This window comes from Pseudomonas sp. B28(2017), assembly GCF_002113025.1.
GTDB lineage: Bacteria > Pseudomonadota > Gammaproteobacteria > Pseudomonadales > Pseudomonadaceae > Aquipseudomonas.
Genome location: NZ_NEJH01000012.1, coordinates 128,555 through 154,938, shown reverse-complemented (window position 1 = coordinate 154,938; position 26,384 = coordinate 128,555). Strand labels below are relative to the sequence as shown.

The window sequence follows — 26,384 nt, the reverse complement described above, 5'->3', positions numbered from 1 at the left end:
AAAATTGGCACGCACATGCACTTAGCCTACAGCGGCCGACAAAATAGAGAGAGATTGTGGACAACTGCCAGCGGACGCTGGCAGCTTCTGGCTCAGCGAGACGCTGTGATCAGCTGATCAAACTCTTTGAGCAATGCCTGCAACTGCCGATCCTTGCCCTGGACATTGCGTCCGGCAAAGACCATTTCGGCCATTTCCTGAATGCCCGAAGCATTGGGTAGCGGCAAATTCTGCTCGAGGATCATCTTCATGCGTGGCAGGAAGATCCATTGCAGCCATTGCTCGAAATCCAGTGTATCGACCGAAAACGGCTCGGCGCTGGAAAGTGCTTCAGCAGATGGCGAGACTTCATCCCACCATCCTTGCACCCGTAATTCGCGCTCGATCAACAACAGTTGATCGGCGATTTTCACAAAGCGCGCATCCATCACAGCGTTACCTTGGCCTTCTGACGAGCCAATGCCGCGCCCTGGGAGTCACTCTGTTTTTCTCGCGCCTGGGCAATCAGTTCCCACAAGTTCGCCTGAAGGGCTGGACGGCCACTGGCAAAAGTCAGCCCGCGGCGAGCGAATTGCTCAGCCTGGGCCGCATCGCCTTGAGCCATCCGCACCTGCGCCAGACGGTAAAGCACCTGCGGCTCACGCGGAGCAACGCGCTGGGCGCGCTCGAGACTGGAGGAAGCACCATTGAGATCACCGCTCGCCTGCTGCTGTTGAGCGGTGGTCAGCAAAGCCAATACCGGGCCGTCCAGTTGCTCGTCGGCAGACAGCCCGCCCGAACTGGCTGACGGAATCCCGCTTGGCGACGACGGCATACTGTAGCTGCCCTGATTGATCGGCGCCGACTGGATCGGCGACGTGTCAATCGGCCCCGGCGTGATCGGACCCGGGGTAATCGGCGTGGTGCTGATCGGCGTTGAAGTCGTTGCAGCGCCTGGCACCATCACCACAACGCCGCTGTCACCTTGCGGAATCGCCTGGGCCCGCGACTGACCTTGTACAGGGCGCTTGACGGTCGACTGGCGGAAGCCGCCATTGGCCGAGATCCGCTCACTGTTGGACACGGCGGTCCCGGAATCCACAACCGGAATCGAGCCACGTTGTACGGTGGAGCAACCGCTGAGCAAAGCTACGGCGGCAACCGCTGGAATCAACCACTTGTTCACTTGAAGCCCTCTTTGCTTAATTCATCCAGCCCTTGACCCAATCCATCACCGTCTCGGCAGGGTTTTCACCACCGCAAACAGCACCGGGAGGCGGTTCGCTGCCGCGAATATACGGCATCTGCACGGCACCGGGGCAACCGGCGTCAGAACCTTGCCCGGTTCGCGAATCAACCCAGGCCTGAACGATATTGTCCGGCTGCGGCATGTCCAGGGGAAGTGGATCAGCCTTGCGCATGAAGCTGGTCCAAACCTGCAAGGCCCCGGTGGCACCAGTGAAAGGCGTCTTGCCGTTGTCGTCGCGCCCCAGCCAGACCACCGCCAGCAAGTCCTGGCTGAAACCGGCAAACCAACTGTCCCGCGAGTCGTTACTGGTGCCGGTCTTACCCGCCAGGGTCAAACTCCTTGGCAACACGTTATAAACCGAGCTGCCGGTACCTTCACGCATCACGCGCTGCATGGCGCTCTGGATCAGGTAAATGGAGGCCGGGTCGAAACGCTGCTGAATCTGGAACGGATAACGCTTGAGCGGCTCGCCCTCGGCAGTCAGCACGCTACGAATCCCGCGCATCGGCGTATTGAAGCCGCCGTTGGCGAGGGTCTGGTACATGGTCGCCACTTCGATGGGTGTCATGCCGCCAGCGCCGAGCAACATCGACGGAAAGGCCGGGAACTCACGAGTCACACCCAGGCGCTCCAGCGTCTTCAGAACGTTCGGTACACCGACCGCCAGACCGAGACGCGCGGTCGACAGGTTGTAGGAATGCGCCAGGCCCTGATAAAGGAAGACGGTACCGTGAGAACGACGATCGTAGTTCTGCGGCTTCCAGACCTGGCCGTCGGCGCCCTTGACCGAGAAGACTTCGTCCGACAGCCAACTGGTCAATGTGTACTGGCTAGGCTTCTCCAGCGCGGTCAGATAAACCGCCGGCTTGATCAGCGAGCCGATCGGCCGTACCGCATCCAGCGCCCGGTTGAACCCGGCAAAACTGGCCTGACGACTGCCGATCATGGCCTGTACTTCGCCGGTCTCCGGGTTGGTCACAACCATTGCCGCTTCGACGTCATCGGAACCCTTGCGCCCGGCCAGGCGCTTGAAGGTGTCGTTGACCGACGCCTCGGCCTTCATCTGCAGGATCGGGTCGAAACTGGTGAAGATCCGCAGGCCTTCTTCGGTCAAGTCTTCGTCGCGATAATCTTCACGCAACTGGCGCTTGACCAGATCGAGGAAGCCGGGGAACGAGCTGTCCGCGAGACTACCGCGCTTGGTCACGCCCAGCGGCATTTTCTTCGCGGCCTCAACCTGCTCGGCAGTCGCGACGCCCTGCTCTTGCAGGACATCGAGCACCAGGTTGCGCCGCTCAAGGGCACGCTCCGGATAACGACGCGGGTTATAGGAAGAAGGCCCCTTGACCATGCCCACCAGCAGTGCGACTTGATGCAGCTTGAGTTCGGCCAGTGGCTGACTGAAGAAGAACTGGCTGGCCAGACCGAAACCGTGCACCGCGCGCTGACCGTCCTGCCCGATAAACACCTCATTGAGGTATGCCTCGAGGATTTCGCGCTTGTCGTAATGCAGCTCGAGCAGCAGCGCCATCATTGCTTCGGTGAGTTTCCGGCTCAAGCTGCGCTCGTTGGTCAGGTAGAAGTTTTTCACCAACTGCTGAGTCAGCGTACTGCCGCCCTGACGCATGCGGCCGGACGCACCGTTGACCCAGATTGCACGGGCGATCGACTTCGGTGAAACACCAAAGTGATGATAAAAATCGCGGTCCTCGACAGCCACCAGCGTTTCAAGCAAGTACGGCGGCACCTGATCGATCTTGATCAGAATCCGGTCTTCGAGGTTTTTCGGGTACAGACCGCCGATCAGCAGCGGCTCCAGGCGCACCACGGAAAGTTTCGAGTCCTTTGCGCCCGACAGTTCGGCCACGTAATCGCCAGAGAAACGCACACGCACCGGCTGCGCTTGCTCCATGCCTTCATAGAACTGGAAGCCACGGGTGTTCAGATCAACGGTATTCCCGTTGACTGACGCCGCACCCGGACCATTAGCCACGCTTTCACGGCGATAGCCCAGGGCATCGAGCTCTGTCAGGAAATCGTCCCTGCTCAGCTTTTGTCCGACGAACAGTTCGAGCGGGCGCGCGTAAACCTTGGCCGGAATGGTCCAGCGCTTGCCGGAGAACTTCTCCTGGACGATTGCATCAAGGTAAACGGCGAATCCGGCCAGCACGACCAGGCCGACCAGACTGAGTTTAATGGCCCAGCCCAACCACGGGCGCAGGCCCCTGGAGGGTGGTTTTTTTGGGGTACGGGGAGTTCGAGTACGAGTCATGGCGGCGGATTATACGCACTTTATTCATACTCAACAGGAGCGCTCCGAGGTTTGCGCCAAGCGGACTTACGGCCATAATGGCGGCCTTGATTTTCCAGACCCTGAAGGATCGCCTGTGAGCCAGTCCCTGATCGCTGCCCTGCAAAACCCTGCCCTCTACCCGCATCCTGTAGACGGATTCCAGGTCATCGAAACCCACATTTCCTGGGTCGTTCTCACAGGCCCCTTCGCTTATAAAGTGAAGAAGCCGGTCAATTTCGGTTTTCTCGACTTCACCAGCCTTGAAGCTCGCGAACACTTTTGCACTGAAGAACTGCGCCTGAACCAGCGCCTGACCGACGATCTGTACCTCGAAGTGCTGCCCGTCACCGGCAGCGCCGAGGCTCCGCAACTGGGCGGCGAAGGCCCGGCCATCGAATATGTACTGAAGATGCGCCAGTTCCCGCAAAACGGATTGCTGAGCACCCTTCAGGCCAATGGCGAACTGACCACCGCCCACATCGACGAGATGGCTGAACAAATCGCCCGCTTCCATCTCAGCGCACCGAAAGTGCCAGCCGAGCACGAAGCCGGCACCCCGGACAGCGTCATGGCGCCGGTGCGGCAGAACTTCGAACAGATCCGTCCGTTCCTCAGCGACAAATCCGACCTGCTGCAACTCGACGCCCTGCAAGCCTGGGCCGAAAGCAGCTTCGAGCGCCTCAAACCACTGCTCACCCAGCGCAAGGCCGAAGGTTTCATTCGTGAATGCCACGGTGATATCCACTTGGGCAACGCAACCGTGATCGATGGCAAGGTCGTGATCTTCGACTGCATCGAATTCAACGAACCGTTTCGCTTTACCGACGTTTATGCCGACACCGGCTTCCTGGCGATGGACCTGGAAGATCGCGGCCTGAAGTGCCTGGCGCGTCGTTTCATCAGCCAGTACCTGGAGCTGACCGGTGACTATCGCGGCCTCGAACTGCTGAACTTCTACAAAGCCTACCGCGCACTGGTTCGCGCCAAAGTCGCCCTGTTCAGCATGCCAGCTGAGGCGACCGCCGTGCAGCGCGCCACAACCCTGCGCCAGTACCGCAACTACGCCAACCTGGCGGAAAGCTACAGCACCATTCCTTCGCGCTTCATGGCCATTACCCACGGCGTTTCCGCCGTCGGCAAGAGCCATGTCGCCATGCGCCTGGTCGAAGCCCTGGGTGCGATTCGCCTGCGCTCCGATGTCGAGCGCAAGCGTCTGTTCGGCGAGCAAACCGTCGAGAATGATGTACAGGCCGGCATCTACAGTGCCGACGCCAGCGTGGCGACTTATACCCGTCTGCATGAAATCGCCGACGTCATTTTGCGTGCAGGCTTTCCGGTGGTGGTCGACGCCACTTACCTCAAGCGTGATCAGCGTGACAGCGCCGCGAAGGTGGCCGAGGCCACCGGCGCACCGTTCCTGATTCTCGACTGCAATGCGCCACAGGCCGTGATCGAAAGCTGGCTGGCCGAGCGCCAGGCAGACAAGAAAGACCCGTCTGATGCCACCTTGACTGTTATCGCAGCCCAGCAAGCCAGCCGTGAAGCGCTGACGCCCGCGGAAATCCTCTGCAGCAAGCGCATCCAGACCAATGAAAGCGGGACTCTCGATACGGTTGTGGCACAGATTCGCCAGCGCCTGCCAGGCCTGTAGGAAACTATTTCAGTCGTGAGGCCGGCATTGGCTTCACGACCGTCAAATAGTGGCACTATACTGGCGCCATAAAACCATCAGGTGATGCGACATGAGCCAGCCGAAACTTCTCGACACTCCGCTTTATGCCCTGCTGCACAAAGACGACATCAGAGGCTTCAACAGTGAACGCCCCAAGGATGGCCCCATCGACATGGTGGGTGGAGACTTCCGGGGGCTGGACCTGCGCGAGCTGAATGCTGACGGCGTGGATTTCAGCGACGCCTACTTCCGTTCCGCCGACTTGCGCGGCATCGATTTTCGCAAGGCGAACCTGGAAGGCGCGAGCCTGGCCCACGCGCAAATCTCCGGCGCCTACTTTCCGGTGGAACTCAGTGCCGACGAAATCCTGATGTCGATGAACTTCGGTACGCGACTGCGCTATCGCACCCGCTGATCAACGTCGCTGACTGACACGTCCAGCGCTCCGTTGCGCTGGACTGCGTGGATGCTCACCCGCAATTCCTGATTGTTTCCCGCCTCTTCCTCCTGCATTCGCAGACTTTTCACACGCAGCCAATACTTGTCTCTTAGAAGCATTTGCGTCGGAAACGAGCAAACAATCACGCTTTTCCTGCTGATGGCTACACTCCTCAGAAGATTGCCCACGATCTCCATTCGGCCATCGCAAGGAGGCTTGATGAATGATGAACTGCAACACCTGAAGAATCTTGGCAAGACGTCAGCGCAATGGCTGCATGCCGTGGGCATCCATAGCGCTTCGGACTTGCGTCGCCTCGGGGCGGTGGATGCTTATCGGGCCGTGCGTACGCGCGGCTTTCGAGCGTCCAAGGTGTTGTTGTACGCAATCGAAGGCGCCCTGATGGACGTTCACTGGAATGACATTCCTGCCGAGCGCAAGGAGGCGTTGAACAGACAATTGGAAGCCATCTCTTCACGCCACAAGAACTGATCCGACAAAACTCACTGAAGTTTTGCAACCTGCAGCCCAATGATTGCGGAGCCTGCAGACGAAAATCCGGCAAATCGAAAAGAATTCAAGAAACAACGATTGACTTGGTAATGAGAATCGATATGATTATCACAACTGGTCGCGAGACTGGTCGATATTCTGAAAAGCCCTTGGTTCGGACTCTCGGATTATCTCCTCATCAGGCTAATCACGGTTATTTGACCCGGCTCTTGCCGGGTCTTTTTTTGCCTGTGGAAAAATACTGACCGGATCAGGTGATGCCCCATGCAAATCACGGCGACGCGGGCAATCAAGCGCATAAACAGCGTCCTTTAAAGTTTTCCCGGGCATCGAAGGAGCAGGCCAAGTATCCTCGGTGACAGGCACTTGTACCCGACGGGCAAGACGGCCATTTCATTATTGTCAGCATTTAACGGCCAAGCTCGGGCATATCCGGTCACGAGTTGCGGGACTGAGGATAGACATGAAGCTGCTTTGCGCAGGTACCGAGTTGATCAACGACAGCAGCCGCGGATTCGACATCGATGGCCAAAAGCTTTTTGCGGTGCGCCGCAGCGGACAGGTTTATGTCTACATCAATCGCTGCCCGCACCGGGGAGTCGGTCTGGAGTGGCATCCCGACCAGTTTCTCGACCCCAGCAACAGCCTGATCCAGTGCGCCACCCATGGCGCACTGTTCCTGATCGAAGACGGTGAATGCGTCGCCGGCCCTTGCGCAGGGCAAGCCTTGACCACAGTGGCCTGCCGCGAGGATGAACAGGGGATCTGGATCAGCCTCTAGCCACCCGGCAACACGTCCAGACGCCGGTCGACCAACATTTCTTCATGATTCAATCGCACGCCGTAAGCCAACACCTCGACCCCACAGGCCATTGCTTCACGCAAGGCCTGCGCATAAGTCGCATCGATTTCCTGCGCCGGGCGCACAGCCTCGATGTCGGTCAGGCAAACGCAGTACAACTGCACCGCGCGAATACCGTCCCTGACCAAGTGGGCCAGCTCACGCAGATGCTTGGCGCCACGCTGGGTGACCGCATCGGGAAACGCCGCCACCGCCGTACCGTCGAAGCCCAGGGTCACGCTTTTGACTTCGACGTAGGCCGGCCCGTCAGGGTAATCAAGGCGAAAATCGATGCGACTGTTTTCCTGACCATAAGCCACTTCACGCTTGAGCCCGGTAAAGCCGTTCAGCTCAGTGATGATGCCCGCACGCAGCGCCTCTTCGATCAAACCATTGGCCCGGGCGGTGTTCACGCAAAACAGCCGTCCCTGCGGGGTTTCACCGATCTCCCAAGTGCCAGGCAACTTGCGTTTCGGGTCGTTGGAGCGGCTGAACCAGACCTGCCCGCCCTCGACCTGACAATTAAGCATCGAGCCTGTGTTCGGGCAGTGAATGGTCAACAACTCGCCGCCAACGGTTTCGATATCGGCGAGAAAACGCTTGTAACGACGAATCAGGCGACCTTCTTCAAGTGGAGGATGAAATCGCATCAGCCTTGCCAGCTCCGCAACCCACGGGCAATGCGCTCGACCGCCTCCTGCAAACGCTCGAGATTTTGCGTATAGGCAAACCGCACATGATGCCCGGCCTGATAACGCCCGAAATCCAGCCCCGGGGTGAATGCAACATGCTCGGTTTCGAGAAAGTGTTTGCAGAACGCGAAGGCATCGCCGCCGAACTTGCTGATATCGGCGTACAAGTAGAAAGCACCCTCCGGTTCCACCGCAATGCCGAAGCCCATTTCACGCAAGGCCGGCAGCAGGTAATCCCGACGCCGGCCAAATTCGGCGCGACGCTCTTCGAGAATGCTGATGGTTGCCGGTTCGAAACAGGCCAGTGCTGCATGCTGGGCCATACTTGGAGCACTGATATAGAGATTCTGGGCGAGCTTTTCCAACTCACTGACGGCCGCGTCGGGGGCCACCAGCCATCCCAGCCGCCAACCGGTCATCCCGAAATACTTCGAAAAACTATTAAGAACGAATGCACCGTCATCGACTTCCAGCACGCTGGCCGCATCGGTGCCATAGGTCAGACCGTGATAAATCTCGTCGACCACCAGGTGACCGTGGCGCTCCTTGATCGCGACAGACAGCTTCGCCAACTCGTCGCGGGTCAGGATCGTGCCGGTCGGATTGGCCGGCGACGCCACCAATGCGCCAACGCTGTCGTGGTCCCAATGACGCTCGATCAGGCCAGGCGTCAATTGATAACGCACCTCGGGACCGACCGGCACCAATTGTGCGGCGCCTTCCACCAGTCGCAGGAAATGCCGGTTACACGGGTAGCCAGGGTCCGCCAGCAGCCAGTGTTTACCGGGGTCTACCAGCAAAGCGCTGGCCAGCAGCAACGCGCCGGACCCACCCGGCGTGATGAGGATGCGCCGTGGGTCGATGTTCAAACCATAACGCTGCTGATAAAAACCCGAAATGGCCTCGCGCAACTCCGGAATACCGCGCGCGGCGGTGTAACGGGTCCGCCCTGCCGTCAGCGCAGCCTGGCCGGCCCGGATGATCGGCTCGGCGGTGGTAAAGTCCGGCTCGCCGATTTCCAGGTGGATCACATCATGACCGGCTGCCTGCAATTCATTGGCCCGCGCCAACAGCGCCATGACATGGAAAGGTTCGATCGCACGACTGCGGGCACTGTAGGGCTGAGCCATTGGCCTTCCTTCAACGGGGGAAAAAACCGATTCTACCCAAGCGCAGGAACGAGCGAGAACCTAAAGCGGTCAGAGGCCTTATAACCCCGGGCACAAACGACTCAAGCGCGTACGCAAGGTTTGACTAAAATCAATAATTGAGCAGGGTTCCAGAGCCACCAGACAACGGTTTGTCATCATTGGCAAGCACCATGTGCCGCGAGCTCGACATCCGGGAGTAGCGCGGCCCGAGTTGATCTGGTAAGTTCGCCCGCTTGCAGCCGCGGGGCCGGCAGGTGTCGGTGATGGAGCAATCCTGCGCAGATGGATTACAAGAGTAGAGGCGGTCTATTTCATGTCCACCCAAGCAAAGCAGCAAAACCAGACGATCAGTGGCTTCGAGCCCTATGTTCAGAAAGCCGGCGAAGAGTACATGGGCGAGCCCATGCGCAAGCACTTCACCAAGGTTCTGAATCAGTGGAAAAAAGAGCTGATGGAAGGTGTCGACAAGACCGTGGACCACATGAAGGACGAAGCGGCCAACTTTCCTGATCCGGCAGACCGTGCCAGCCAGGAAGAGGAATTCGCCCTCGAACTGCGTGCCCGCGATCGTGAACGCAAGTTGATCAAGAAGATCGACAAGACACTTCAGCTGATCGAAGACGAAGAGTACGGCTGGTGTGAATCCTGCGGCATCGAAATCGGTGTCAAGCGCCTCGAAGCACGCCCTACCGCCGACCTGTGCATCGACTGCAAGACCCTGGCGGAAATCAAGGAAAAGCAAGTCGGCAAATAATTGCGACCTGAACGAAGAACGGAGCGTGCGAACGCTCCGTTTTTGTTTCTGATGTTTGTATGGCCTCGAATGCACCCATGACCGCCAACACTCCTTACATCGGGCGCTTCGCCCCCACCCCTAGCGGCCATCTGCACTTCGGCTCGCTGGTCGCTGCGCTGGCCTCCTACCTTGACGCGCGCTCGGTGGGCGGACGCTGGCTGATGCGCATGGAAGACCTTGACCCGCCCCGTGAAGAACCCGGCGCCCAGGCTGCCATTCTCAAGGCTCTGGAAAGCTACGGCTTCGAGTGGGATGGCGACCTGGTTCGCCAAAGCGAGCGCCACGATGCCTATGCCGAGGTGCTCAATCGCCTGTTCAATCACGGCCTGGCCTACGCCTGCACCTGTTCACGCAAACAGCTGGAAGCGTATAACGGGATTTATCCGGGGCTGTGCCGCAATGCCGGCCATGGCACTGATGATGCTGCCATCCGCCTGCGCGTACCGGAACTGGAATACCACTTCCTCGACCGGGTGCAGGGCGAATACCGCCAGCATCTGGGCCGGGAAGTCGGCGACTTCGTGATCCGCCGCCGCGACGGACTCTACGCCTATCAATTAGCCGTGGTCCTGGACGATGCCTGGCAGGGCATCACCGATATCGTTCGGGGGGCCGACCTGCTGGACTCCACGCCCCGCCAACTCTACCTGCAGGAACTGCTCGGCCTGCCTCAACCGCGTTATCTGCATATCCCGCTGATTACTCAGCCCGATGGCAATAAACTGGGTAAATCCTACCGTTCGCCGCCGTTGACCGAGGATCAGGCAACGCCGCTGTTGCTGCGGGCGCTGCGCGCACTGGGGCAGAACCCGGGAACCGAACTGGCTTACGCCACGCCACGGGAAGTGTTGAACTGGGGTATTGCCCACTGGGATGCGTCGTTGATCCCGCGCACACTGAACCTGCCCGAGGCGCAACTATTGTGATCGCACTTGCAGTGGCGCGCCCATCCGTTACCATCGCCGCACGTTTTCAGGCACGCGCATAAAAAAGAGAGGCCGGGATGTACATCTATCGCTTGGTCCTGCTTTTGGTAGTGGGGATTTACCTGTTTTCCCCGGCCATCATGGATTGGTGGATCGACGCCACTGGCGCCTGGTATCGCCCTTATCTGCTCTGGCTGATTCTGATCGTCGTGACCTTCATCCTGCAGAGCCAAAAAGATGCCGATGAGCTTTAGCCTGACCCAGATGATCCTGATCAGCGCCGCGTACCTGGCGGTGCTGTTCGGCGTGGCCTGGATCAGTGAACGGGGCATGATCCCGCGGGCGATCATTCGCCACCCGCTGACTTACACCCTGTCACTGGGCGTCTATGCCAGTGCCTGGGCGTTTTACGGCACCGTGGGCCTGGCCTATCAGTACGGCTACGGCTTTCTGTCCAGCTACCTGGGTGTCTCCGGGGCATTTCTGCTGGCGCCGGTGTTGCTCTACCCGATCCTGAAGATCACCCGCACTTATCAACTGTCGTCTTTGGCGGACCTGTTTGCTTTCCGCTTCCGCAGCACCTGGGCCGGTGCGCTGACCACGATTTTCATGCTGGTCGGCGTACTGCCGCTGCTGGCCTTGCAGATTCAGGCGGTCGCCGACTCCATTGGCATTCTCACCCAAGAGCCGGTGCAGAATCGCGTGGCCCTGAGCTTCTGTGCATTGATTACGCTGTTCACGATCTTCTTTGGCTCCCGCCACATCGCCACCCGCGAAAAGCATGAAGGCCTGGTGTTTGCGATTGCCTTCGAGTCGGTGATCAAGCTGATCGCCCTCGGCGGTGTCGGGTTGTATGCGCTATACGGCGTGTTCGACGGCCCGCAACAGCTTGAGCTCTGGCTGTTGCAAAACCAGACCGCGCTCGCTGCCCTGCACACGCCCTTGCAGGAAGGCCCGTGGCGTACGCTGTTGCTGGTGTTCTTTGCCTCGGCGATCGTGATGCCACACATGTATCACATGACCTTTACCGAGAACCTCAACCCGCGTTCGCTGGTCAGTGCGAGCTGGGGCCTGCCGCTGTTCCTGCTGCTGATGAGCCTGGCGGTGCCGCTGATTCTCTGGGCCGGCCTGAAACTGGGCGCCACCACCAATCCGGAATACTTTACCCTGGGCATCGGTATTGCCGCCAACAGCAAGGCGCTGGCGTTGCTGGCGTATGTCGGCGGGCTCTCCGCCGCCAGCGGCCTGATCATCGTCACCACGTTGGCACTGTCCGGGATGGCCTTGAACCACCTGGTGCTGCCGCTGTATCAGCCACCGGCCGAAGGCAACATCTACCGCTGGCTGAAGTGGACCCGCCGGGCGCTGATTGTCGCGATCATCATGGCCGGCTACGGCTTCTACCTGATGCTCGGTGCCGAGCAGGACCTGGCCAACCTCGGCATTGTCGCGTTCGTCGCCACGTTGCAGTTCCTGCCGGGCGTGCTCTCGGTCCTGTATTGGCCGACCGCCAACCGTCGCGGCTTCATTGCCGGCTTGCTGGCGGGGATATTGGTGTGGCTGGTGACCATGCTGCTGCCGCTGGTCGGCAACCTGCAAGGCTTCTACATTCCGCTGCTGAACATGATCTACGTGCTGGACGACACCAGCTGGCACATGGCGGCGATTGCTTCGCTGGCAGCCAACGTGCTGATGTTCACCCTGATCTCGCTATTCACCAACGCCAGCACCGAAGAAGCCAGCGCTGCCGAAGCCTGCGCCGTGGATAACGTTCGCCGCCCGCAACGCCGGGAACTGCACGCCGCCTCACCCCAGGAATTCGCCACACAGCTTGCAAAACCATTGGGTGCAAAAGCGGCGCAAAAAGAAGTGGAACAGGCACTGCGCGACCTCTATCTGCCCTTCGACGAACGCCGGCCGTATGCCCTGCGCCGCTTGCGTGACCGCATCGAAGCCAACCTCTCCGGCCTGATGGGTCCCAGCGTGGCCCAGGACATGGTAGAGACGTTCCTGCCGTACAAGGCTGGCGGCGAAAACTACGTCACCGAAGACATTCACTTCATCGAAAGCCGTCTCGAGGACTACCACTCGCGCCTGACAGGCCTGGCCGCCGAACTCGATGCCCTGCGCCGCTATCATCGCCAGACCCTGCAGGAATTGCCAATGGGTGTTTGCTCGTTGGCCAAGGATCAGGAAATTCTCATGTGGAACAAGGCCATGGAGGAACTCACCGGCATCGCTGCGCAGCGCGTGGTCGGTTCGCGCCTGAGCACCATTGCCGACCCATGGAAAGAACTGCTGCAAGGTTTCATCAACCTGCCGGACGAGCACTTGCACAAACAGCACCTGGCCCTCGATGGCCAGACCCGCTGGCTGAACCTGCACAAAGCGGCCATCGATGAACCGCTGGCGCCGGGCAACAGCGGCTTGGTATTGCTGGTCGAGGACCTGACCGAAACCCAGATGCTCGAGGACAAACTGGTGCACTCCGAGCGCCTGGCCAGCATCGGCCGACTGGCGGCCGGCGTGGCCCATGAAATCGGCAACCCGATCACCGGTATCGCGTGCCTGGCGCAGAACCTGCGCGAAGAAAGGGAAGAAGACGGCGAGCTGAAGGAAATCAGCGGTCAGATCCTCGAGCAGACCAAACGCGTATCGCGCATTGTCCAGTCGCTGATGAGCTTTGCCCATGCCGGCAGCCATCAGCACAGTGACGAACCCGTCTGTCTGGCCGAAGTGGCTCAGGATGCCATCGGCCTGCTGGCCCTGAACCGACGCAATTTCGAAGTGCAGTTCTACAACCTGTGCGACCCCGAACACTGGGTCGAAGGCGACCCGCAACGGCTGGCCCAGGTATTGATCAACCTGCTTTCAAACGCCCGTGACGCCTCGCCTCCCGGCAGTGCGGTACGGGTCAAGAGTGAAGCCGGCGAGCACACGGTCGATCTGATCGTGGAGGACGAAGGCAGTGGTATCCCGTCGAGCATCATGGACCGATTGTTCGAACCTTTCTTCACCACCAAAGACCCTGGCGAAGGCACCGGTCTGGGCCTTGCACTGGTCTATTCCATCGTTGAAGAGCATTATGGACAAATCACCATCGACAGCCCGGCTGATGTTCAAAGCCAACGCGGCACCCGAATCAGGGTTACCTTGCCGCGTCATGTCGAAGCGACGTCCGCTGTGAACTGAGACCGTCGAGAGTATCGAATCAATGCCGCACATTTTGATCGTCGAAGACGAAACCATTATCCGCTCCGCCTTGCGCCGCCTGCTGGAACGTAACCAGTATCAGGTCAGCGAAGCCGGTTCAGTGCAGGAAGCACAAGAACGCTTCACCATTCCCTCGTTCGATCTGATCGTCAGTGACCTGCGCCTGCCGGGCGCGCCTGGCACGGAGTTGATCAAGCTCGCCCAAGGCACGCCTGTGCTGATCATGACCAGCTATGCCAGCCTGCGCTCGGCGGTCGACTCGATGAAAATGGGGGCGGTGGATTACATTGCCAAGCCATTCGACCACGACGAAATGCTGCAAGCCGCCGCACGAATCCTGCGTGACCGACAAACGGCACAGGCCGGTGGCGAAGCGGTTGCCGGCAAGGCGGCCAACGGTGCGGTGAAATCCGGTACCGACAACAGCAACGGTGAAATCGGCATTATCGGCTCGTGCCCGCCGATGCAGGACCTGTACGGCAAGATCCGCAAAGTCGCGCCGACCGATTCCAACGTTCTGATCCAGGGCGAATCGGGCACCGGTAAAGAGCTGGTGGCGCGCGCTCTGCACAACCTGTCAAAACGCGCCAAGGCGCCGATGATTTCGGTGAACTGCGCGGCCATTCCGGAAAGCCTGATCGAATCCGAACTGTTCGGCCACGAGAAGGGTGCATTCACCGGCGCCAGCGCCGGACGCGCCGGCCTGGTGGAAGCGGCGGACGGCGGCACCTTGTTCCTCGATGAAATCGGCGAACTGCCGCTGGAAGCCCAGGCTCGCCTGCTGCGAGTATTGCAGGAAGGCGAAATTCGTCGCGTGGGCTCGGTGCAGTCGCAAAAAGTCGATGTGCGCCTGATCGCAGCGACGCACCGCGACCTCAAGAGCCTGGCGAAGATCGGCCAGTTCCGCGAAGACTTGTATTATCGCCTCCACGTTATTGCGCTGAAGCTGCCAGCCCTGCGCGAACGCGGTGCGGACGTCAACGAAATCGCCAACGCCTTCCTCGCACGGCAAAGTGCGCGAATCAACCGCACCGACCTGAAGTTCGCCGCGGATGCCGAGCAAGCCATTCGTCACTACTCCTGGCCGGGTAACGTTCGCGAACTGGAGAACGCCGTCGAGCGCGCCGTTATCCTGTGCGAAAGCCCGGAGATTTCTGCCGAACTGCTGGGCATCGACATCGAACTGGGTGACCTGGAAGACGACGAGTTCATTGGCCTGCCCCCACAACAGGGCAACAGCAATGCCAGTAACAACAACCACGAACCGACCGAAGACCTCTCCCTGGAAGACTACTTCCAGCATTTCGTTCTCGAGCATCAGGACCACATGACCGAAACCGAGCTGGCTCGCAAGCTCGGGGTCAGCCGCAAATGCCTGTGGGAGCGCCGTCAACGCCTCGGCATTCCACGGCGTAAGACCGGGGTGGCCAGCGAGAGCTGAACCGCGCCTGTCTGATGTGCGAGTAACACGTGACTTTGTGGAAAAAACTGTTACCTCAGCTTTTTCACGTAACAGAAGCCGGGGCTTACGGTAACGAAGCCCCGGCTTTTTTTGGTCCTCGAAATGCCTGCCAGCCGGCCTAACCCCTTGTTTTATTGGGCTTCTTAAAAGTTGGCACGCACCCTGCTATATGTTTGGTACAAGAACAATAACAAGCAATGCACAAGACAATAAAAATAAGACGTATCGACTCACGCACAATAAAAACAAGACGGCGAGAGGCGCAGCTAACTGATTCTTTTGGAGAGGCGTTGTATTTGGGGCTTGCCCCACGACCAGGCCGAGAACAACAAAAACTGTCCCAAGACAGAGCCTGTACTGGTTGGATCGAAAGATCACTGCAATTCAGCGACCAAAGCAATCCGTTTGCTCTTGACTCCCGATTGGGAGGGTCATGAAGGAAAACTTCATGGCAAGGGCGCTCAACAAAAACAAGAAGCCCAAAACCAAAAATAAAAATAGAGCATGCAACTACTTCTTGGGGAGCTTCGGCTCCCCTTGTGGTTTCTGCTATTCGGAAACACCCGCAAATCTGCTAATTTCTGCCTTGAAGCCCGCGGCCTACAGCTCATATCTGCTGCGTCCTACACCATCCCCCGACTAAATGCTAGAATCCCCGCCCATCATGCGGTCATTCTTCTGTTATGGCCGAATATTCCTTCAAACAGTGCATCCCATGCTGAAGAAGCTGTTCCAGTCATTCCGTTCTCCCAAGCGTCCTACGCAACACATTCGCAGCACGCCTGAAGTGCTCAACAGCGGTCAACATTCGCTGCAAAAGGCGCAATTCAGCCGCTACGCAGTGAATATCGTTGAACGCCTGCAGAGCGCCGGTTATCAGGCTTACCTGGTTGGCGGTTGCGTGCGCGACATGCTGCTGGGTATCACACCGAAAGATTTCGACGTTGCCACCAGCGCCACCCCTGAGCAGGTACGGGCCGAATTCCGTAACGCGCGAATCATCGGGCGCCGATTCAAACTGGTGCACATCCACTTCGGCCGGGAAATCATCGAAGTCGCGACCTTTCGCGCCAATCACCCGAAAAACGAAGACGAAGAAGACAGCAACCAGTCCTCCCGCAACGAAAGCGGGCGCATCTTGCGCGATAACGTCTATGGCACCCTGGAAGAAGACGCGCAACGACGCGACTTCACCATCAATGCCCTGTATTACGATCCGGTCAGCGAACGCATCCTCGACTACGCCAATGGCGTACACGACATCCGCAATCACCTGATCCGCCTGATCGGCGATCCGAAGCAACGCTATCAGGAAGACCCGGTACGCATGCTGCGGGCCGTGCGTTTCGCCGCCAAGCTGAACTTCGGCATCGAAAAACACAGCGCCCTGCCGATCCGCGACCTGGCGCCGATGCTGCGCGAGATCCCGTCGGCTCGCCTGTTCGAAGAGGTACTCAAGCTGTTCCTCTCCGGCCATGCCGCCGATACGTTTGAAATGCTGGTCGACCTGCAATTGTTCGATCCACTGTTCCCGGCCAGCGCCGAAGCATTGGAATACAACCCGACGTATACCCACACCCTGATCAGCGAAGCCCTGATCAACACCGACCTGCGGATCAAGCAGAATAAACCGGTTACCCCGGCGTTCCTGTTTGCAGCCCTGCTCTGGCCTGCCCTGCCGGCGCGGGTCCTGCATCTGCAGGAACGTGGCATGCCACCGATTCCGGCCATGCAGGAAGCGGCGCACGAGCTGATTGCCGAACAGTGCCAACGGATCGCGATTCCGAAACGCTTCACCATGCCGATCCGCGAGATCTGGGACATGCAGGAACGCCTGCCGCGCCGCAGCGGCAAGCGTGCCGATCTGTTGCTGGACAATCCGCGCTTCCGCGCCGGCTACGACTTCTTGCTGCTACGCGAAAGCGCTGGCGAGCAGACCGACGGCCTGGGAGACTGGTGGACGGACTACCAGGACGCCAACGACAGTGAGCGCCGCGACATGATTCGCGACCTCAGCGGCAAGGACGAAGGCACCGGCGCCCCGCGCAAGCGTCGCCGCAGCAGTGGCTCCAAACGCAAACGCGCCGCCGGTGCTTCGAGCACCACGGGCGAATAATCCATGGAACGCATCTATATCGGCATGGGCAGCAACCTGGCTGACCCTGCCGAACAACTGCGCAGCGCCGTCGAGGCACTGGCTCACTTGCCGCAATCGGAGCTGGTCGGGGTTTCTGCGTTTTATCAAAGCGACTCGCTGCTTCCTGGACAACCGCGCTACACCAATGCAGTGGCCGCTCTTGACAGCACACTGGCGCCGCTGAAATTGCTGGATGCCTTGCAAGCCATCGAAAACAGCCAGGGTCGCGAGCGCCACGAGCGCTGGGGGCCACGCACGCTGGACCTCGACATCCTGCTGTTCGGTGATCGCCTGATCGACGAGCCGCGTCTCAAGGTCCCCCATTACCACATGCAGGAACGGGCCTTCGTGCTGTATCCGCTGGCGGAATTGGCATCTGCGGATCTGCAACTGGCCGATGGCCGCACGCTAAGTGAATTACTCGCAGCCTGCCCGTTCGTCGGGTTGGATCGCCTGCTCCCGACGTGACACAAATCCCACATTGGTTTTGTGTCGCGTACAAGATCTGCTGCTGAATCGCATCAGTTACCCCGGTAACACCCCACCCGTAACAATGCGGTAACACACGCAATTGACTTCCCTCGTTCTCCTCACGACTATAGGCGTCCCGCTGCCGCCAACACGGCGTTCAAGGGCGCAATCCAGGCCTTAAAAGCACGACAAAAAGAGCGTGCGCCTGTATTTAACGAAGAATCACGCGCGTTACTCGCAGTAGTTTCCACAGCGCCTGAATGAGGAACTTTTCATGCCAGCCATCACCCTGACCACCCTGCAAGGTCTGAAGCAAAAAGGTGAAAAGATCACCATGCTGACCTGCTACGACGCGACATTCGCCCATGCCTGCAATCAGGCTGGCGTCGAAGTGCTGCTGGTGGGCGACTCCCTCGGCATGGTTTTGCAGGGCCACGACAGCACCTTGCCTGTCACCACCGCAGAAATGGCTTACCACGTGGCTGCCGTCAAACGTGGTAACAGCGATGCCTTGATCCTCGCCGACCTGCCTTTCATGGCCTACGCCACCACCGAGCAAGCCATGGCCAACAGTGCTCTGTTGATGCAGGCCGGCGCGCACATGGTCAAGGTTGAAGGAGCTTTGTGGCTGGCCGACTCGATCCGCCTGCTGGCCGAGCGCGGCATCCCCGTATGCGCGCACATGGGCCTGACGCCGCAATCGGTGAATATCCTTGGCGGCTACAAGGTCCAGGGTCGCAATGAGAACCAGGCGCGCCAGATGCGTGCCGACGCGATCGCCCTGGAACAGGCCGGTGCGGCAATGCTACTGCTCGAGTGCGTTCCGAGCGAACTGGCAGAAGAAATCACCCAGGCGGTGAGGATACCGGTAATTGGTATTGGCGCCGGCAATCGCACCGATGGCCAGGTGCTGGTTCTGCACGACATGCTGGGGCTGTCCATTTCCGGCCGCGTGCCAAAATTCGTGAAAAACTTCATGACTGGCCAGACCAGCATCGAATCTGCACTGAATGCCTACGTGACTGAAGTCAAAGCGGCAACTTTCCCCGGGATCGAACACGGATTTTCTGCATGAACACCGTAAAAACCGTACGCGAACTGCGGGCCGCCGTGGCCCGTGCCCGCAGCGAAGGCAAGCGCATTGCCTTTGTACCAACCATGGGCAACCTGCACAGCGGTCACGTTGCGCTGGTAACCAAGGCCTCTCAACGGGCGGACTTCGTGGTGGCGAGCGTTTTCGTCAATCCACTGCAATTCGGTGCTGGCGAAGACCTCGACAAGTACCCGCGCACTCTCGCCGCCGACCAGGAAAAACTGCTCCAGGCCGGTTGCCACCTGCTGTTTGCCCCCACTGTTGAAGAGATGTATCCCGACGGCATGGCCGGCCAGACCCGCGTCAGCGTCCCGCAATTGTCCGAAGGTTTGTGCGGCGCCAGCCGGCCGGGGCATTTCGAGGGTGTGGCGACGGTGGTCAGCAAGCTGTTCAACATGGTCCAGCCGGACCTGGCGATTTTCGGCGAGAAAGACTTCCAGCAACTGGCGGTGATTCGCGCACTGGTACATGACCTGAACATGCCTATCCAGATCATCGGTGAGCCGACCGTAAGGGCGGCCGATGGCTTGGCGCTGTCGTCGCGCAACGGCTTCCTCAACGAAGAGCAGCGGGCTGTGGCACCGGTGGTGTACCGCACGTTGAGCGAGATCGCCGAGTCGATCAGGCAAGGTGAGCGCGATTTCCCGGCGTTGATCCGCGTGAAACTGCAACAGCTCGAAGCCGCCGGCCTGCGCCCGGATTACCTGGAAATTCGCCACGCCCTGACCTTGCGTCCGGCGACGCCGGAAGACCGGGACCTGGTGATTCTGGTGGCGGCGTTCCTGGGGACGACGCGGTTGATCGACAACCTGCACCTGAACCTCGACGCACCAATCTAAACACCGAAAAACCCTGTGGGAGCAGGCTCGCTCCCACAGAGGGCTTCTGCGCCCGAACAGACTGTATTGCCGGCCACAACCCCATCGGGCAAACTGCCCGCCGTTCGATTCCGACCTGGGAAACACTCATGCACGCCATCATGCTCAAAGCCAAGCTGCATCGCGCCGAAGTCACCCACGCTGTACTCGATTACGAAGGCTCCTGCGCCATCGACGGTGAATGGCTGGACCTGTCCGGCATCCGCGAGTACGAACAGATCCAGATCTACAACGTCGACAACGGCGAGCGCTTCACCACCTACGCCATCCGTGGCGAAGAAGGTTCGCGCATGATCTCGGTCAATGGCGCTGCGGCGCACAAGGCCAAGGTCGGCGATCGCGTGATCATCTGCGCATATGCCCACTACAGCGAAGCCGAACTGCTCAACTTCAAGCCACGCATGCTCTACATGGCACCGGGCAATGAACTGAGCCACACCAGCAACGCCATTCCGGTCCAGGTCGCCTGATCCGAGCCCTGTCTCTTCCGTTTGTCGGACTATTCCTGACTTGATGTTAAAAAAGTACCGGAAACAGGTCAGACAAAGTCAAGACAGATCATTGCGCGGGGTTTACTGTATTCGCCCTGCGCCATGAATTCGTGTCGACGCAGTTGACCGGAACGCCCACCCACAGCGCTCCGGGATTTTTAGTGTTCAAAAGGCCGTTCAAGTAATAAGGAAACCCGCAGCGATGGCGTATTACCGCACTCCCCACGACGTTACCGCTCTGCCCGCCTGGCAAGCGCTGAATGACCACCGCCAAGCCATGCAGGATTTCAGCATGCGCGAAGCCTTCAATGCCGATCCGCAGCGCTTTACTCAATTCACCCTCAGCAGCTGCGGCCTGTTTCTCGACTACTCGAAGAACCTGATCAACGCCGAGACCCGCAATCTGCTGGTGGGCCTGGCCAACGAAGTCGACCTCAAGGGTGCGATCAAGTCGCTGTTCGACGGCGAAATCGTCAACGCCTCCGAAGGCCGTCCAGCCCTGCACACCGCCCTGCGCCGCCCGGTTGGCGACAAGCTGTCGGTCAATGGCGTCAACGTGATGCCGGAAGTGCACAAGGTACTGAACCAGATCACCGACCTCGTCGGCCGCATCCACGATGGTCTGTGGCGCGGTTACACTGAGAAACCAATCACCGACGTGGTCAACATCGGCATCGGCGGCTCCTTCCTCGGCCCGGAGCTGGTATCCGAAGCCTTGCTGTCCTACGCCCAAAAAGGCGTGCGCTGCCATTACCTGGCAAACATCGACGGCAGTGAGTTCCACGAACTGACCATGAAGCTGCGCGCCGAGACCACGCTGTTCATCGTCTCGTCGAAATCCTTCAACACCCTCGAAACCCTGAAGAACGCCCAGGCCGCCCGTGCCTGGTATCTGGCCCAGGGTGGTTCGGAAGCCGAGCTGTATCGCCATTTCATCGCGGTATCGAGCAACAACGCCGCCGCGGTGGCATTCGGCATCCGCGAAGAGAACATCTTCCCGATGTGGGACTGGGTCGGCGGGCGCTACTCGCTGTGGTCGGCCATCGGTTTGCCGATTGCACTGGCCATCGGCATGTCCAACTTCAAGGAATTGCTGTCCGGTGCCTACACTATGGACCAACACTTCCAGAGCGCGCCATTCGAACAGAACATGCCGGTACTGCTGGCCCTGCTCGGCGTGTGGTACGGCAACTTCTGGGGCGCGCAAAGCCATGCGATCCTGCCGTATGATCACTACCTGCGTAACATCACCAAGCACCTGCAACAGCTGGACATGGAATCCAACGGCAAGAGCGTGCGCCAGGACGGCAAGCCCGTGTCCACCGACACCGGACCGGTGATCTGGGGCGGCGTTGGCTGCAACGGGCAGCACGCCTACCACCAGTTGCTGCACCAGGGCACCCAGTTGATCCCGGCGGACTTCATTGTGCCGATCGTCAGCTTCAACCCGGTGTCCGACCACCACCAGTGGCTGTACGCCAACTGCCTCTCGCAAAGCCAGGCGCTGATGCTCGGCAAGACCCTGCCGGAAGCCGAAGCCGAGCTGCGTGACAAAGGCATGAGCGAAGCGGACGTGCAAAAGCTTGCATCGCACAAGGTGATCCCGGGCAACCGTCCGAGCAACACCCTGGTGGTCGAGCGCATCAGCCCGCGTCGCCTCGGCGCTCTGGTGGCGATGTACGAACACAAGGTCTTCGTGCAAAGCGTGGTCTGGGGCATCAACGCCTTCGACCAGTGGGGCGTGGAACTGGGCAAGGAGCTGGGCAAAGGCGTCTACAACCGCCTGGTCGGCAGCGAAGAAACCCCGGCCGAGGACGCCTCGACCCAAGGGCTGATCAACTACTTCCGCGGTCGTCACCGCGGATAAGCTGAAAAAGCCTGCTACACATTGTGGGAGCGAGCCTGCTCGCGAAGACGGTCCGACATTCAACGATGATGGTGAATGTGAGATCGCTTTCGCGAGCAGGTCGAATCGTCGCACCGTCGCTCCCACAGTTGTTTTGTGTACGACTTGAACCCATCGATCTCTCGGCGCATCTTTATCCTTGTCGCAAAACAAGCATAAGGAACCGTCATGTTCGATATCAGCACGTTCCCCAAAGCCGATGCCGTCCGCCGGGCTGCACAATTGAGTCAAGACGACTACCACCGCCTGTACCGCGAATCCGTCGAACACCCCAGTACGTTCTGGGCCGAACAGGCCACGCGCTTTCTCGACTGGAGCAAACCGTGGGACACCGTCCAGCGCTACAACCTGAAAACCGGTGAGGCCAGCTGGTTTGCCGGCGCGCAATTGAACGTCAGCTACAACTGCATCGACCGGCACCTGGAGAAACGCGGCGATCAGGTCGCCATCATCTGGGAAGGCGACGACCCTGCCGAATCCACGCAAATCACCTACAAAAAACTGCATCACCAGGTCTGCCGCCTGGCCAACGTGCTCAAAAGCCGTGGCGTGAAAAAAGGCGACCGCGTGTGCATCTACATGCCGATGATCCCCGAAGCCGCCTACGCCATGCTCGCCTGCGCGCGCATCGGTGCCGTGCATTCGGTGGTGTTTGGCGGCTTCTCCCCGGACTCGCTGCGTGACCGGATCCTCGATGCCGACTGCCGCACCGTGATCACCGCCGACGAAGGCGTGCGCGGCGGTAAATTCGTGCCGCTCAAACACAACGTCGACAAGGCCCTGCAAAGCTGCCCCGATGTCAGCAGCGTGATCGTGGTCGAGCGCACCCAGAACCAGGTGAATTGGGTTGAAGGCCGCGACCTCTGGTATCACCAGGCGCTGCGCGACGTCAGTGACGATTGCCCACCCGAACCAATGGGCGCCGAAGACCCGCTGTTCATCCTCTATACCTCAGGCAGCACCGGCAAACCCAAAGGCGTGTTGCACACCACTGGCGGCTACCTGCTACAAGCGGCGATGACCTTCAAATACGTGCTGGATTACCGCGACGGCGAAGTGTTCTGGTGCACCGCCGATGTCGGCTGGGTCACTGGCCACAGCTACATCGTGTACGGCCCGCTGGCCAACGGCGCGACCACGCTGATCTTCGAAGGCGTGCCAAGCTACCCGAGCACGTCGCGTTTCTGGCAAGTGATCGACAAGCACAAGGTGAACATCTTCTACACCGCCCCCACTGCCCTGCGCGCCCTGATGCGCGAAGGTCCCGAGCCGTTGAAGGAAACGTCGCGCCAAAGCCTCAGATTGCTCGGTACCGTCGGCGAGCCGATCAACCCGGAAGCGTGGGAATGGTACTTCCATGAGGTCGGCGAAGAGCGCTGCCCGATCGTCGACACCTGGTGGCAGACCGAAACCGGCGGCATCATGCTCAGCCCGTTGGTCAGCGCACAGCGGATAAAACCCGGTTGCGCCACGCATCCGATGTTCGGTGTGCAACCGGTGCTGCTCGACGAACAGGGCAAGGAAATCAAGGGCGCCGGCAGCGGCGTACTCGCCATAAAGTCCAGCTGGCCGGCGCAGATTCGCAGCGTCTATCGCGACCCGCAACGTATGGTTGACACCTACTTCAAGCCGTATCCCGGTTACTACTTCACCGGCGATGGCGCACGGCGCGATGAAGATGGCGATTACTGGATCACGGGGCGCATCGACGACGTGATCAACGTGTCCGGCCACCGTATCGGCACCGCTGAAGTGGAAAGCGCTTTGGTGCTGCACGAGAGCATTGCCGAAGCCGCGGCAGTCGGTTACCCCCACGACATCAAGGGCCAGGGCATCTATGTCTTCGTCACGCCCATGAACGGCGTCGAAACCACCGATGATCTGAAGAAGCAATTACTGGCCCTCGTTAGCCAGGAAATCGGCAGTTTCGCCAAACCGGATTTGATCCAGTGGGCGCCGGCCTTGCCGAAAACCCGTTCAGGCAAGATCATGCGGCGCATTCTGCGCAAGATCGCCTGCAACGAGCTCGATAGTCTGGGCGACACTTCAACCCTGGCTGACCCGAACGTGGTGCAGGGGCTGATCGATAAGCGCCTGAATCAATAACGTACTGACTGCTCCTACAGAAAATTACAGAGTGGCCATGGAATTCATCCGCACCCGCATCGAAACCCAGATCATGAGCCTGAGCGGTTTGTCCCTGGGCAAACTCGACCTGGAAAACCCCAAGGGCGATCCCGGGTTGTTCGGGCCAGATTCGGTGAGCTGGCAAGTCCATGGCGACTTCAGCAGCATGCTGATCGGCGGCATCGCCGCCCTGATGCTGCAGGCCCTGCACCCGCTGGCATTGGCCGGGGTCTGGGACCATTCGAATTTTCGTGAAGACATGCTCGGCCGCTTGCGCCGTACCGGGCAGTTCATCTCCGGCACCACCTTCGGTTCTCGACAGGATGCCGAGTGGCTGATCGAAAAAGTCCGCACTATCCATTTGCAGATTACCGGCACGGCGCCGGATGGACGCCCCTACGCCGCCAGCGATCCCGAATTGCTGACGTGGGTGCACGTGGCAGAAGTCAGCAACTTCCTCGCCGCGCATTTGCGCTATCGCAACCCGCATCTTTCACCTGCCGACCAGGATCGCTATTACGCGGAAATCGCTTTGGTCGCCGAACGCCTGGGCGCCCGGGATGTGCCCCGTTCACGTCAGGAAATTGCCAACTACCTCAAGCGCATCCGTCCACAACTGCTGTGCGACGAGCGTAGTCGTGAAGTCCTGCGCCTGCTGCTGAATGCCCCCTCCCCCAGTCGCCTGGCCAAGCCATTCGGCAGTTTGATGATTCAGGCCGGGATCGATCTGCTGCCGGACTGGGCCAGCGACATGCTCGGCGTCAGCCAGAACCCGCTGCAACGCAAGCTGATCCGCGCCAGCGTCAATCGCAGCGCGCCGATGCTGCGCTGGGCGGTACGTAATGGATCGGTTCAACGCGCTAAACGACGGATGGGCCTGTAGGAGCGAGCTTGCTCGCGAAAAACTCCTGGAACACACGATCATTCAGACAGCACGCGTTATCGTTGTCGACCATCGCGAGCGAGCCCGCTCCAGGTTATGCTCCAAGCTGTTAAACTCCCGCGCCCAATTCCCTCCTGCAAGGCGCCCAGCATGTCTTCCTTGAATCAGGCGCTGCGCGCCGCCCTCGATCAACGCCAGGACCTGCTCGCCGAACTGCACCAGCAAGGTACCGATTGCTATCGCCTGTTCCATGGCAGCCAGGAAGGCGCCGGTGGCCTGACCATCGACCGCTACGGCCCGCAATTGCTGGTGCAAAGCTTCCACCAGCCGCTGGAGCGCGAGACGCTGCTTCAACTGCACGAAGCGATCAATCAACACCTGGGTTTTGCCACCCTGCTGGTCTACAACGACCGCTCCCGTGGCAACTCGCGTATCGATCGCGAAGACACTGTCTACCGCGCCGACGACGCCGCCCTGCAAGACCTGGTTGGCCACGAATGGGGCCTGAACTATCGGGTGCGTGGCCGCCATGCCGGACAAGACCCGCTGCTGTTCCTCGATTTGCGCAACACCCGTGGCTGGGTCAAGGATCACAGTAAAAACAAAAGCGTACTGAACCTGTTCGCCTACACCTGTGGTGTCGGCCTCAGTGCCGCCGCCGGCGGCGCGCGCGAGGTATGCAACCTGGACTTCGCCGAAGGCAACCTGGCGGTCGGTCGGGAGAACGGCCAACTCAACCCGCAGTTGCCGACCATGGAGTTTATCCAGTCCGACTACTTCCCGGCCATTCGTCAGCTGGCCGGCCTGCCGATCAGCCAGCGCCGCGGGCAAAAACTGCCAAGCTATCAGCGTCTGGAACAGCGCCAGTACGATTTGGTGCTGCTGGACCCGCCGGCCTGGGCCAAGAGCGCATTCGGCACCGTCGATCTGCTGCGCGACTACCAGAGCCTGCTCAAACCGGCCCTGCTGACCACCGCCGACAACGGCGTGCTGATCTGCTGCAACAACCTGGCGAAAGTCAGCATGGACGACTGGCGCGAGCAGGTTTTGCGTTGTGCAGAGAAGGCCGGGCGGCCGGTGCGTGAGTGGACCGTGATGAAGCCAGGCGCCGACTTCCCGTCGATGGATCAGCAACCACCGCTGAAAACCCTGATTCTGCAGCTCTGAGCGCT

The 26,384-nt window shown here is 59.8% G+C and carries 23 protein-coding genes; 18 read left to right on the top strand and 5 right to left on the bottom strand.

Annotation, left to right across the window (positions count from 1 at the left end; genetic code table 11):
* Positions 1–92 precede the first annotated feature (92 nt).
* Genes CAF65_RS24005 through mrcB form a run of 3 tightly spaced genes read right to left on the bottom strand, consistent with a single transcriptional unit; the run spans position 93 to position 3,500 of the window.
* Complete coding sequence (locus tag CAF65_RS24005) at positions 93–428, bottom strand: YqcC family protein (RefSeq protein WP_085718499.1); 336 nt, start codon at positions 426–428, stop codon at positions 93–95.
* Positions 428–1,165: a tetratricopeptide repeat protein gene (locus CAF65_RS24000; RefSeq protein ID WP_085718498.1), complete on the bottom strand. Its 738-nt coding sequence runs from the start codon at positions 1,163–1,165 to the stop codon at positions 428–430. Before CAF65_RS24000 ends, CAF65_RS24005 begins: the two co-directional genes overlap by 1 nt.
* A 16-nt stretch (positions 1,166–1,181) precedes the next feature.
* Positions 1,182–3,500 (bottom strand): penicillin-binding protein 1B, encoded by a 2,319-nt coding sequence (mrcB, locus tag CAF65_RS23995; RefSeq protein WP_085718497.1) that lies wholly within the window; start codon positions 3,498–3,500, stop codon positions 1,182–1,184.
* Positions 3,501–3,615: 115 nt separating this feature from the next.
* Between mrcB and CAF65_RS23990 the strand changes: the two genes are divergently transcribed.
* The 4 genes from CAF65_RS23990 (at position 3,616) to CAF65_RS23970 (ending at position 6,926) form a co-directional block, all read left to right on the top strand.
* On the top strand, positions 3,616–5,172 hold the full coding sequence (locus CAF65_RS23990) for a bifunctional aminoglycoside phosphotransferase/ATP-binding protein (RefSeq protein ID WP_085718496.1): 1,557 nt from the start codon (positions 3,616–3,618) through the stop codon (positions 5,170–5,172).
* A 91-nt stretch (positions 5,173–5,263) separates the two neighbouring features.
* Positions 5,264–5,608, top strand: coding sequence for a pentapeptide repeat-containing protein (locus tag CAF65_RS23985; RefSeq protein WP_008020496.1), 345 nt, complete (start codon positions 5,264–5,266; stop codon positions 5,606–5,608).
* Between the two features lie 243 nt (positions 5,609–5,851).
* Positions 5,852–6,124, top strand: coding sequence for a TfoX/Sxy family protein (locus CAF65_RS23975; RefSeq protein ID WP_008020494.1), 273 nt, complete (start codon positions 5,852–5,854; stop codon positions 6,122–6,124).
* A 484-nt stretch (positions 6,125–6,608) separates the two neighbouring features.
* On the top strand, positions 6,609–6,926 hold the full coding sequence (locus CAF65_RS23970; RefSeq protein ID WP_085718494.1) for a Rieske (2Fe-2S) protein: 318 nt from the start codon (positions 6,609–6,611) through the stop codon (positions 6,924–6,926).
* On the opposite strand, the gene sfsA is transcribed toward CAF65_RS23970, so the two are convergent.
* Both sfsA and CAF65_RS23960 read right to left on the bottom strand, forming a co-directional pair.
* Complete coding sequence (gene sfsA, locus CAF65_RS23965; RefSeq protein ID WP_085718493.1) at positions 6,923–7,636, bottom strand: DNA/RNA nuclease SfsA; 714 nt, start codon at positions 7,634–7,636, stop codon at positions 6,923–6,925. The genes CAF65_RS23970 and sfsA overlap by 4 nt on opposite strands.
* Positions 7,636–8,808, bottom strand: coding sequence for a pyridoxal phosphate-dependent aminotransferase (locus tag CAF65_RS23960; protein ID WP_085718492.1), 1,173 nt, complete (start codon positions 8,806–8,808; stop codon positions 7,636–7,638). Before CAF65_RS23960 ends, sfsA begins: the two co-directional genes overlap by 1 nt.
* A 334-nt stretch (positions 8,809–9,142) precedes the next feature.
* Between CAF65_RS23960 and dksA the strand changes: the two genes are divergently transcribed.
* From dksA to CAF65_RS23890, 14 genes are all read left to right on the top strand, one after another.
* Positions 9,143–9,583 carry an RNA polymerase-binding protein DksA gene (dksA, locus tag CAF65_RS23955; protein ID WP_007995322.1) on the top strand — a complete coding sequence of 147 codons (441 nt, stop codon included), beginning with the start codon at positions 9,143–9,145 and terminating at the stop codon, positions 9,581–9,583.
* A 77-nt stretch (positions 9,584–9,660) separates the two neighbouring features.
* Positions 9,661–10,551: a tRNA glutamyl-Q(34) synthetase GluQRS gene (gene gluQRS, locus CAF65_RS23950; RefSeq protein ID WP_085718491.1), complete on the top strand. Its 891-nt coding sequence runs from the start codon at positions 9,661–9,663 to the stop codon at positions 10,549–10,551.
* A 77-nt stretch (positions 10,552–10,628) separates the two neighbouring features.
* Positions 10,629–10,805 carry a hypothetical protein gene (locus CAF65_RS28270; protein ID WP_003176118.1) on the top strand — a complete coding sequence of 59 codons (177 nt, stop codon included), beginning with the start codon at positions 10,629–10,631 and terminating at the stop codon, positions 10,803–10,805.
* Positions 10,789–13,743: a sensor histidine kinase gene (locus CAF65_RS23945; protein WP_178076737.1), complete on the top strand. Its 2,955-nt coding sequence runs from the start codon at positions 10,789–10,791 to the stop codon at positions 13,741–13,743. Before CAF65_RS28270 ends, CAF65_RS23945 begins: the two co-directional genes overlap by 17 nt.
* A 22-nt stretch (positions 13,744–13,765) precedes the next feature.
* On the top strand, positions 13,766–15,205 hold the full coding sequence (locus CAF65_RS23940; RefSeq protein WP_085718489.1) for a sigma-54 dependent transcriptional regulator: 1,440 nt from the start codon (positions 13,766–13,768) through the stop codon (positions 15,203–15,205).
* Positions 15,206–15,941: 736 nt separating this feature from the next.
* A complete protein-coding gene (locus CAF65_RS23930) occupies positions 15,942–17,342 on the top strand; it encodes a polynucleotide adenylyltransferase PcnB (protein ID WP_085718487.1) in 1,401 nt (466 codons plus the stop codon).
* Positions 17,343–17,345: 3 nt separating this feature from the next.
* On the top strand, positions 17,346–17,831 hold the full coding sequence (gene folK / locus CAF65_RS23925; protein WP_085718486.1) for a 2-amino-4-hydroxy-6-hydroxymethyldihydropteridine diphosphokinase: 486 nt from the start codon (positions 17,346–17,348) through the stop codon (positions 17,829–17,831).
* 277 nt (positions 17,832–18,108) lie between these two features.
* Positions 18,109–18,909: a 3-methyl-2-oxobutanoate hydroxymethyltransferase gene (gene panB / locus CAF65_RS23920; RefSeq protein WP_085718485.1), complete on the top strand. Its 801-nt coding sequence runs from the start codon at positions 18,109–18,111 to the stop codon at positions 18,907–18,909.
* Positions 18,906–19,766, top strand: a complete 861-nt coding sequence (gene panC / locus CAF65_RS23915; protein ID WP_085718484.1) for a pantoate--beta-alanine ligase — start codon at positions 18,906–18,908, stop codon at positions 19,764–19,766. The genes panB and panC overlap by 4 nt, the downstream gene beginning before the upstream one ends.
* A 128-nt stretch (positions 19,767–19,894) precedes the next feature.
* Positions 19,895–20,275, top strand: coding sequence for an aspartate 1-decarboxylase (gene panD, locus CAF65_RS23910; RefSeq protein WP_003228271.1), 381 nt, complete (start codon positions 19,895–19,897; stop codon positions 20,273–20,275).
* Between the two features lie 223 nt (positions 20,276–20,498).
* Entirely contained in the window at positions 20,499–22,163 is a 1,665-nt protein-coding gene (gene pgi, locus CAF65_RS23905; RefSeq protein WP_085718483.1) for a glucose-6-phosphate isomerase, read from the top strand.
* A gap of 207 nt (positions 22,164–22,370) precedes the next feature.
* Complete coding sequence (gene acs, locus CAF65_RS23900; protein ID WP_085718482.1) at positions 22,371–24,308, top strand: acetate--CoA ligase; 1,938 nt, start codon at positions 22,371–22,373, stop codon at positions 24,306–24,308.
* Between the two features lie 37 nt (positions 24,309–24,345).
* A complete protein-coding gene (locus CAF65_RS23895) occupies positions 24,346–25,212 on the top strand; it encodes an oxygenase MpaB family protein (RefSeq protein ID WP_085718481.1) in 867 nt (288 codons plus the stop codon).
* Between the two features lie 150 nt (positions 25,213–25,362).
* A complete protein-coding gene (locus CAF65_RS23890; RefSeq protein ID WP_085718480.1) occupies positions 25,363–26,379 on the top strand; it encodes a class I SAM-dependent rRNA methyltransferase in 1,017 nt (338 codons plus the stop codon).
* Positions 26,380–26,384: the final 5 nt, after the last annotated feature.

What these genes read in the sequence shown, in the direction of transcription:
- folK (WP_085718486.1), top strand. Translation starts at nt 17,346, where the DNA reads ATGGAACGCATCTATATCGGCATGGGCAGCAACCTGGCTGACCCTGCC.
- CAF65_RS23970 (WP_085718494.1), top strand. Translation starts at nt 6,609, where the DNA reads ATGAAGCTGCTTTGCGCAGGTACCGAGTTGATCAACGACAGCAGCCGC.
- CAF65_RS28270 (WP_003176118.1), top strand. Translation starts at nt 10,629, where the DNA reads ATGTACATCTATCGCTTGGTCCTGCTTTTGGTAGTGGGGATTTACCTG.
- panB (WP_085718485.1), top strand. Translation starts at nt 18,109, where the DNA reads ATGCCAGCCATCACCCTGACCACCCTGCAAGGTCTGAAGCAAAAAGGT.
- CAF65_RS24005 (WP_085718499.1), bottom strand. Translation starts at nt 428, where the DNA reads ATGGATGCGCGCTTTGTGAAAATCGCCGATCAACTGTTGTTGATCGAG.
- panC (WP_085718484.1), top strand. Translation starts at nt 18,906, where the DNA reads ATGAACACCGTAAAAACCGTACGCGAACTGCGGGCCGCCGTGGCCCGT.
- mrcB (WP_085718497.1), bottom strand. Translation starts at nt 3,500, where the DNA reads ATGACTCGTACTCGAACTCCCCGTACCCCAAAAAAACCACCCTCCAGG.
- CAF65_RS23930 (WP_085718487.1), top strand. Translation starts at nt 15,942, where the DNA reads ATGCTGAAGAAGCTGTTCCAGTCATTCCGTTCTCCCAAGCGTCCTACG.
- CAF65_RS23975 (WP_008020494.1), top strand. Translation starts at nt 5,852, where the DNA reads ATGAATGATGAACTGCAACACCTGAAGAATCTTGGCAAGACGTCAGCG.
- CAF65_RS23890 (WP_085718480.1), top strand. Translation starts at nt 25,363, where the DNA reads ATGTCTTCCTTGAATCAGGCGCTGCGCGCCGCCCTCGATCAACGCCAG.
- gluQRS (WP_085718491.1), top strand. Translation starts at nt 9,661, where the DNA reads ATGACCGCCAACACTCCTTACATCGGGCGCTTCGCCCCCACCCCTAGC.
- pgi (WP_085718483.1), top strand. Translation starts at nt 20,499, where the DNA reads ATGGCGTATTACCGCACTCCCCACGACGTTACCGCTCTGCCCGCCTGG.
- acs (WP_085718482.1), top strand. Translation starts at nt 22,371, where the DNA reads ATGTTCGATATCAGCACGTTCCCCAAAGCCGATGCCGTCCGCCGGGCT.
- dksA (WP_007995322.1), top strand. Translation starts at nt 9,143, where the DNA reads ATGTCCACCCAAGCAAAGCAGCAAAACCAGACGATCAGTGGCTTCGAG.
- CAF65_RS23945 (WP_178076737.1), top strand. Translation starts at nt 10,789, where the DNA reads ATGCCGATGAGCTTTAGCCTGACCCAGATGATCCTGATCAGCGCCGCG.
- CAF65_RS23985 (WP_008020496.1), top strand. Translation starts at nt 5,264, where the DNA reads ATGAGCCAGCCGAAACTTCTCGACACTCCGCTTTATGCCCTGCTGCAC.
- panD (WP_003228271.1), top strand. Translation starts at nt 19,895, where the DNA reads ATGCACGCCATCATGCTCAAAGCCAAGCTGCATCGCGCCGAAGTCACC.
- CAF65_RS23940 (WP_085718489.1), top strand. Translation starts at nt 13,766, where the DNA reads ATGCCGCACATTTTGATCGTCGAAGACGAAACCATTATCCGCTCCGCC.
- CAF65_RS23895 (WP_085718481.1), top strand. Translation starts at nt 24,346, where the DNA reads ATGGAATTCATCCGCACCCGCATCGAAACCCAGATCATGAGCCTGAGC.
- sfsA (WP_085718493.1), bottom strand. Translation starts at nt 7,636, where the DNA reads ATGCGATTTCATCCTCCACTTGAAGAAGGTCGCCTGATTCGTCGTTAC.
- CAF65_RS23960 (WP_085718492.1), bottom strand. Translation starts at nt 8,808, where the DNA reads ATGGCTCAGCCCTACAGTGCCCGCAGTCGTGCGATCGAACCTTTCCAT.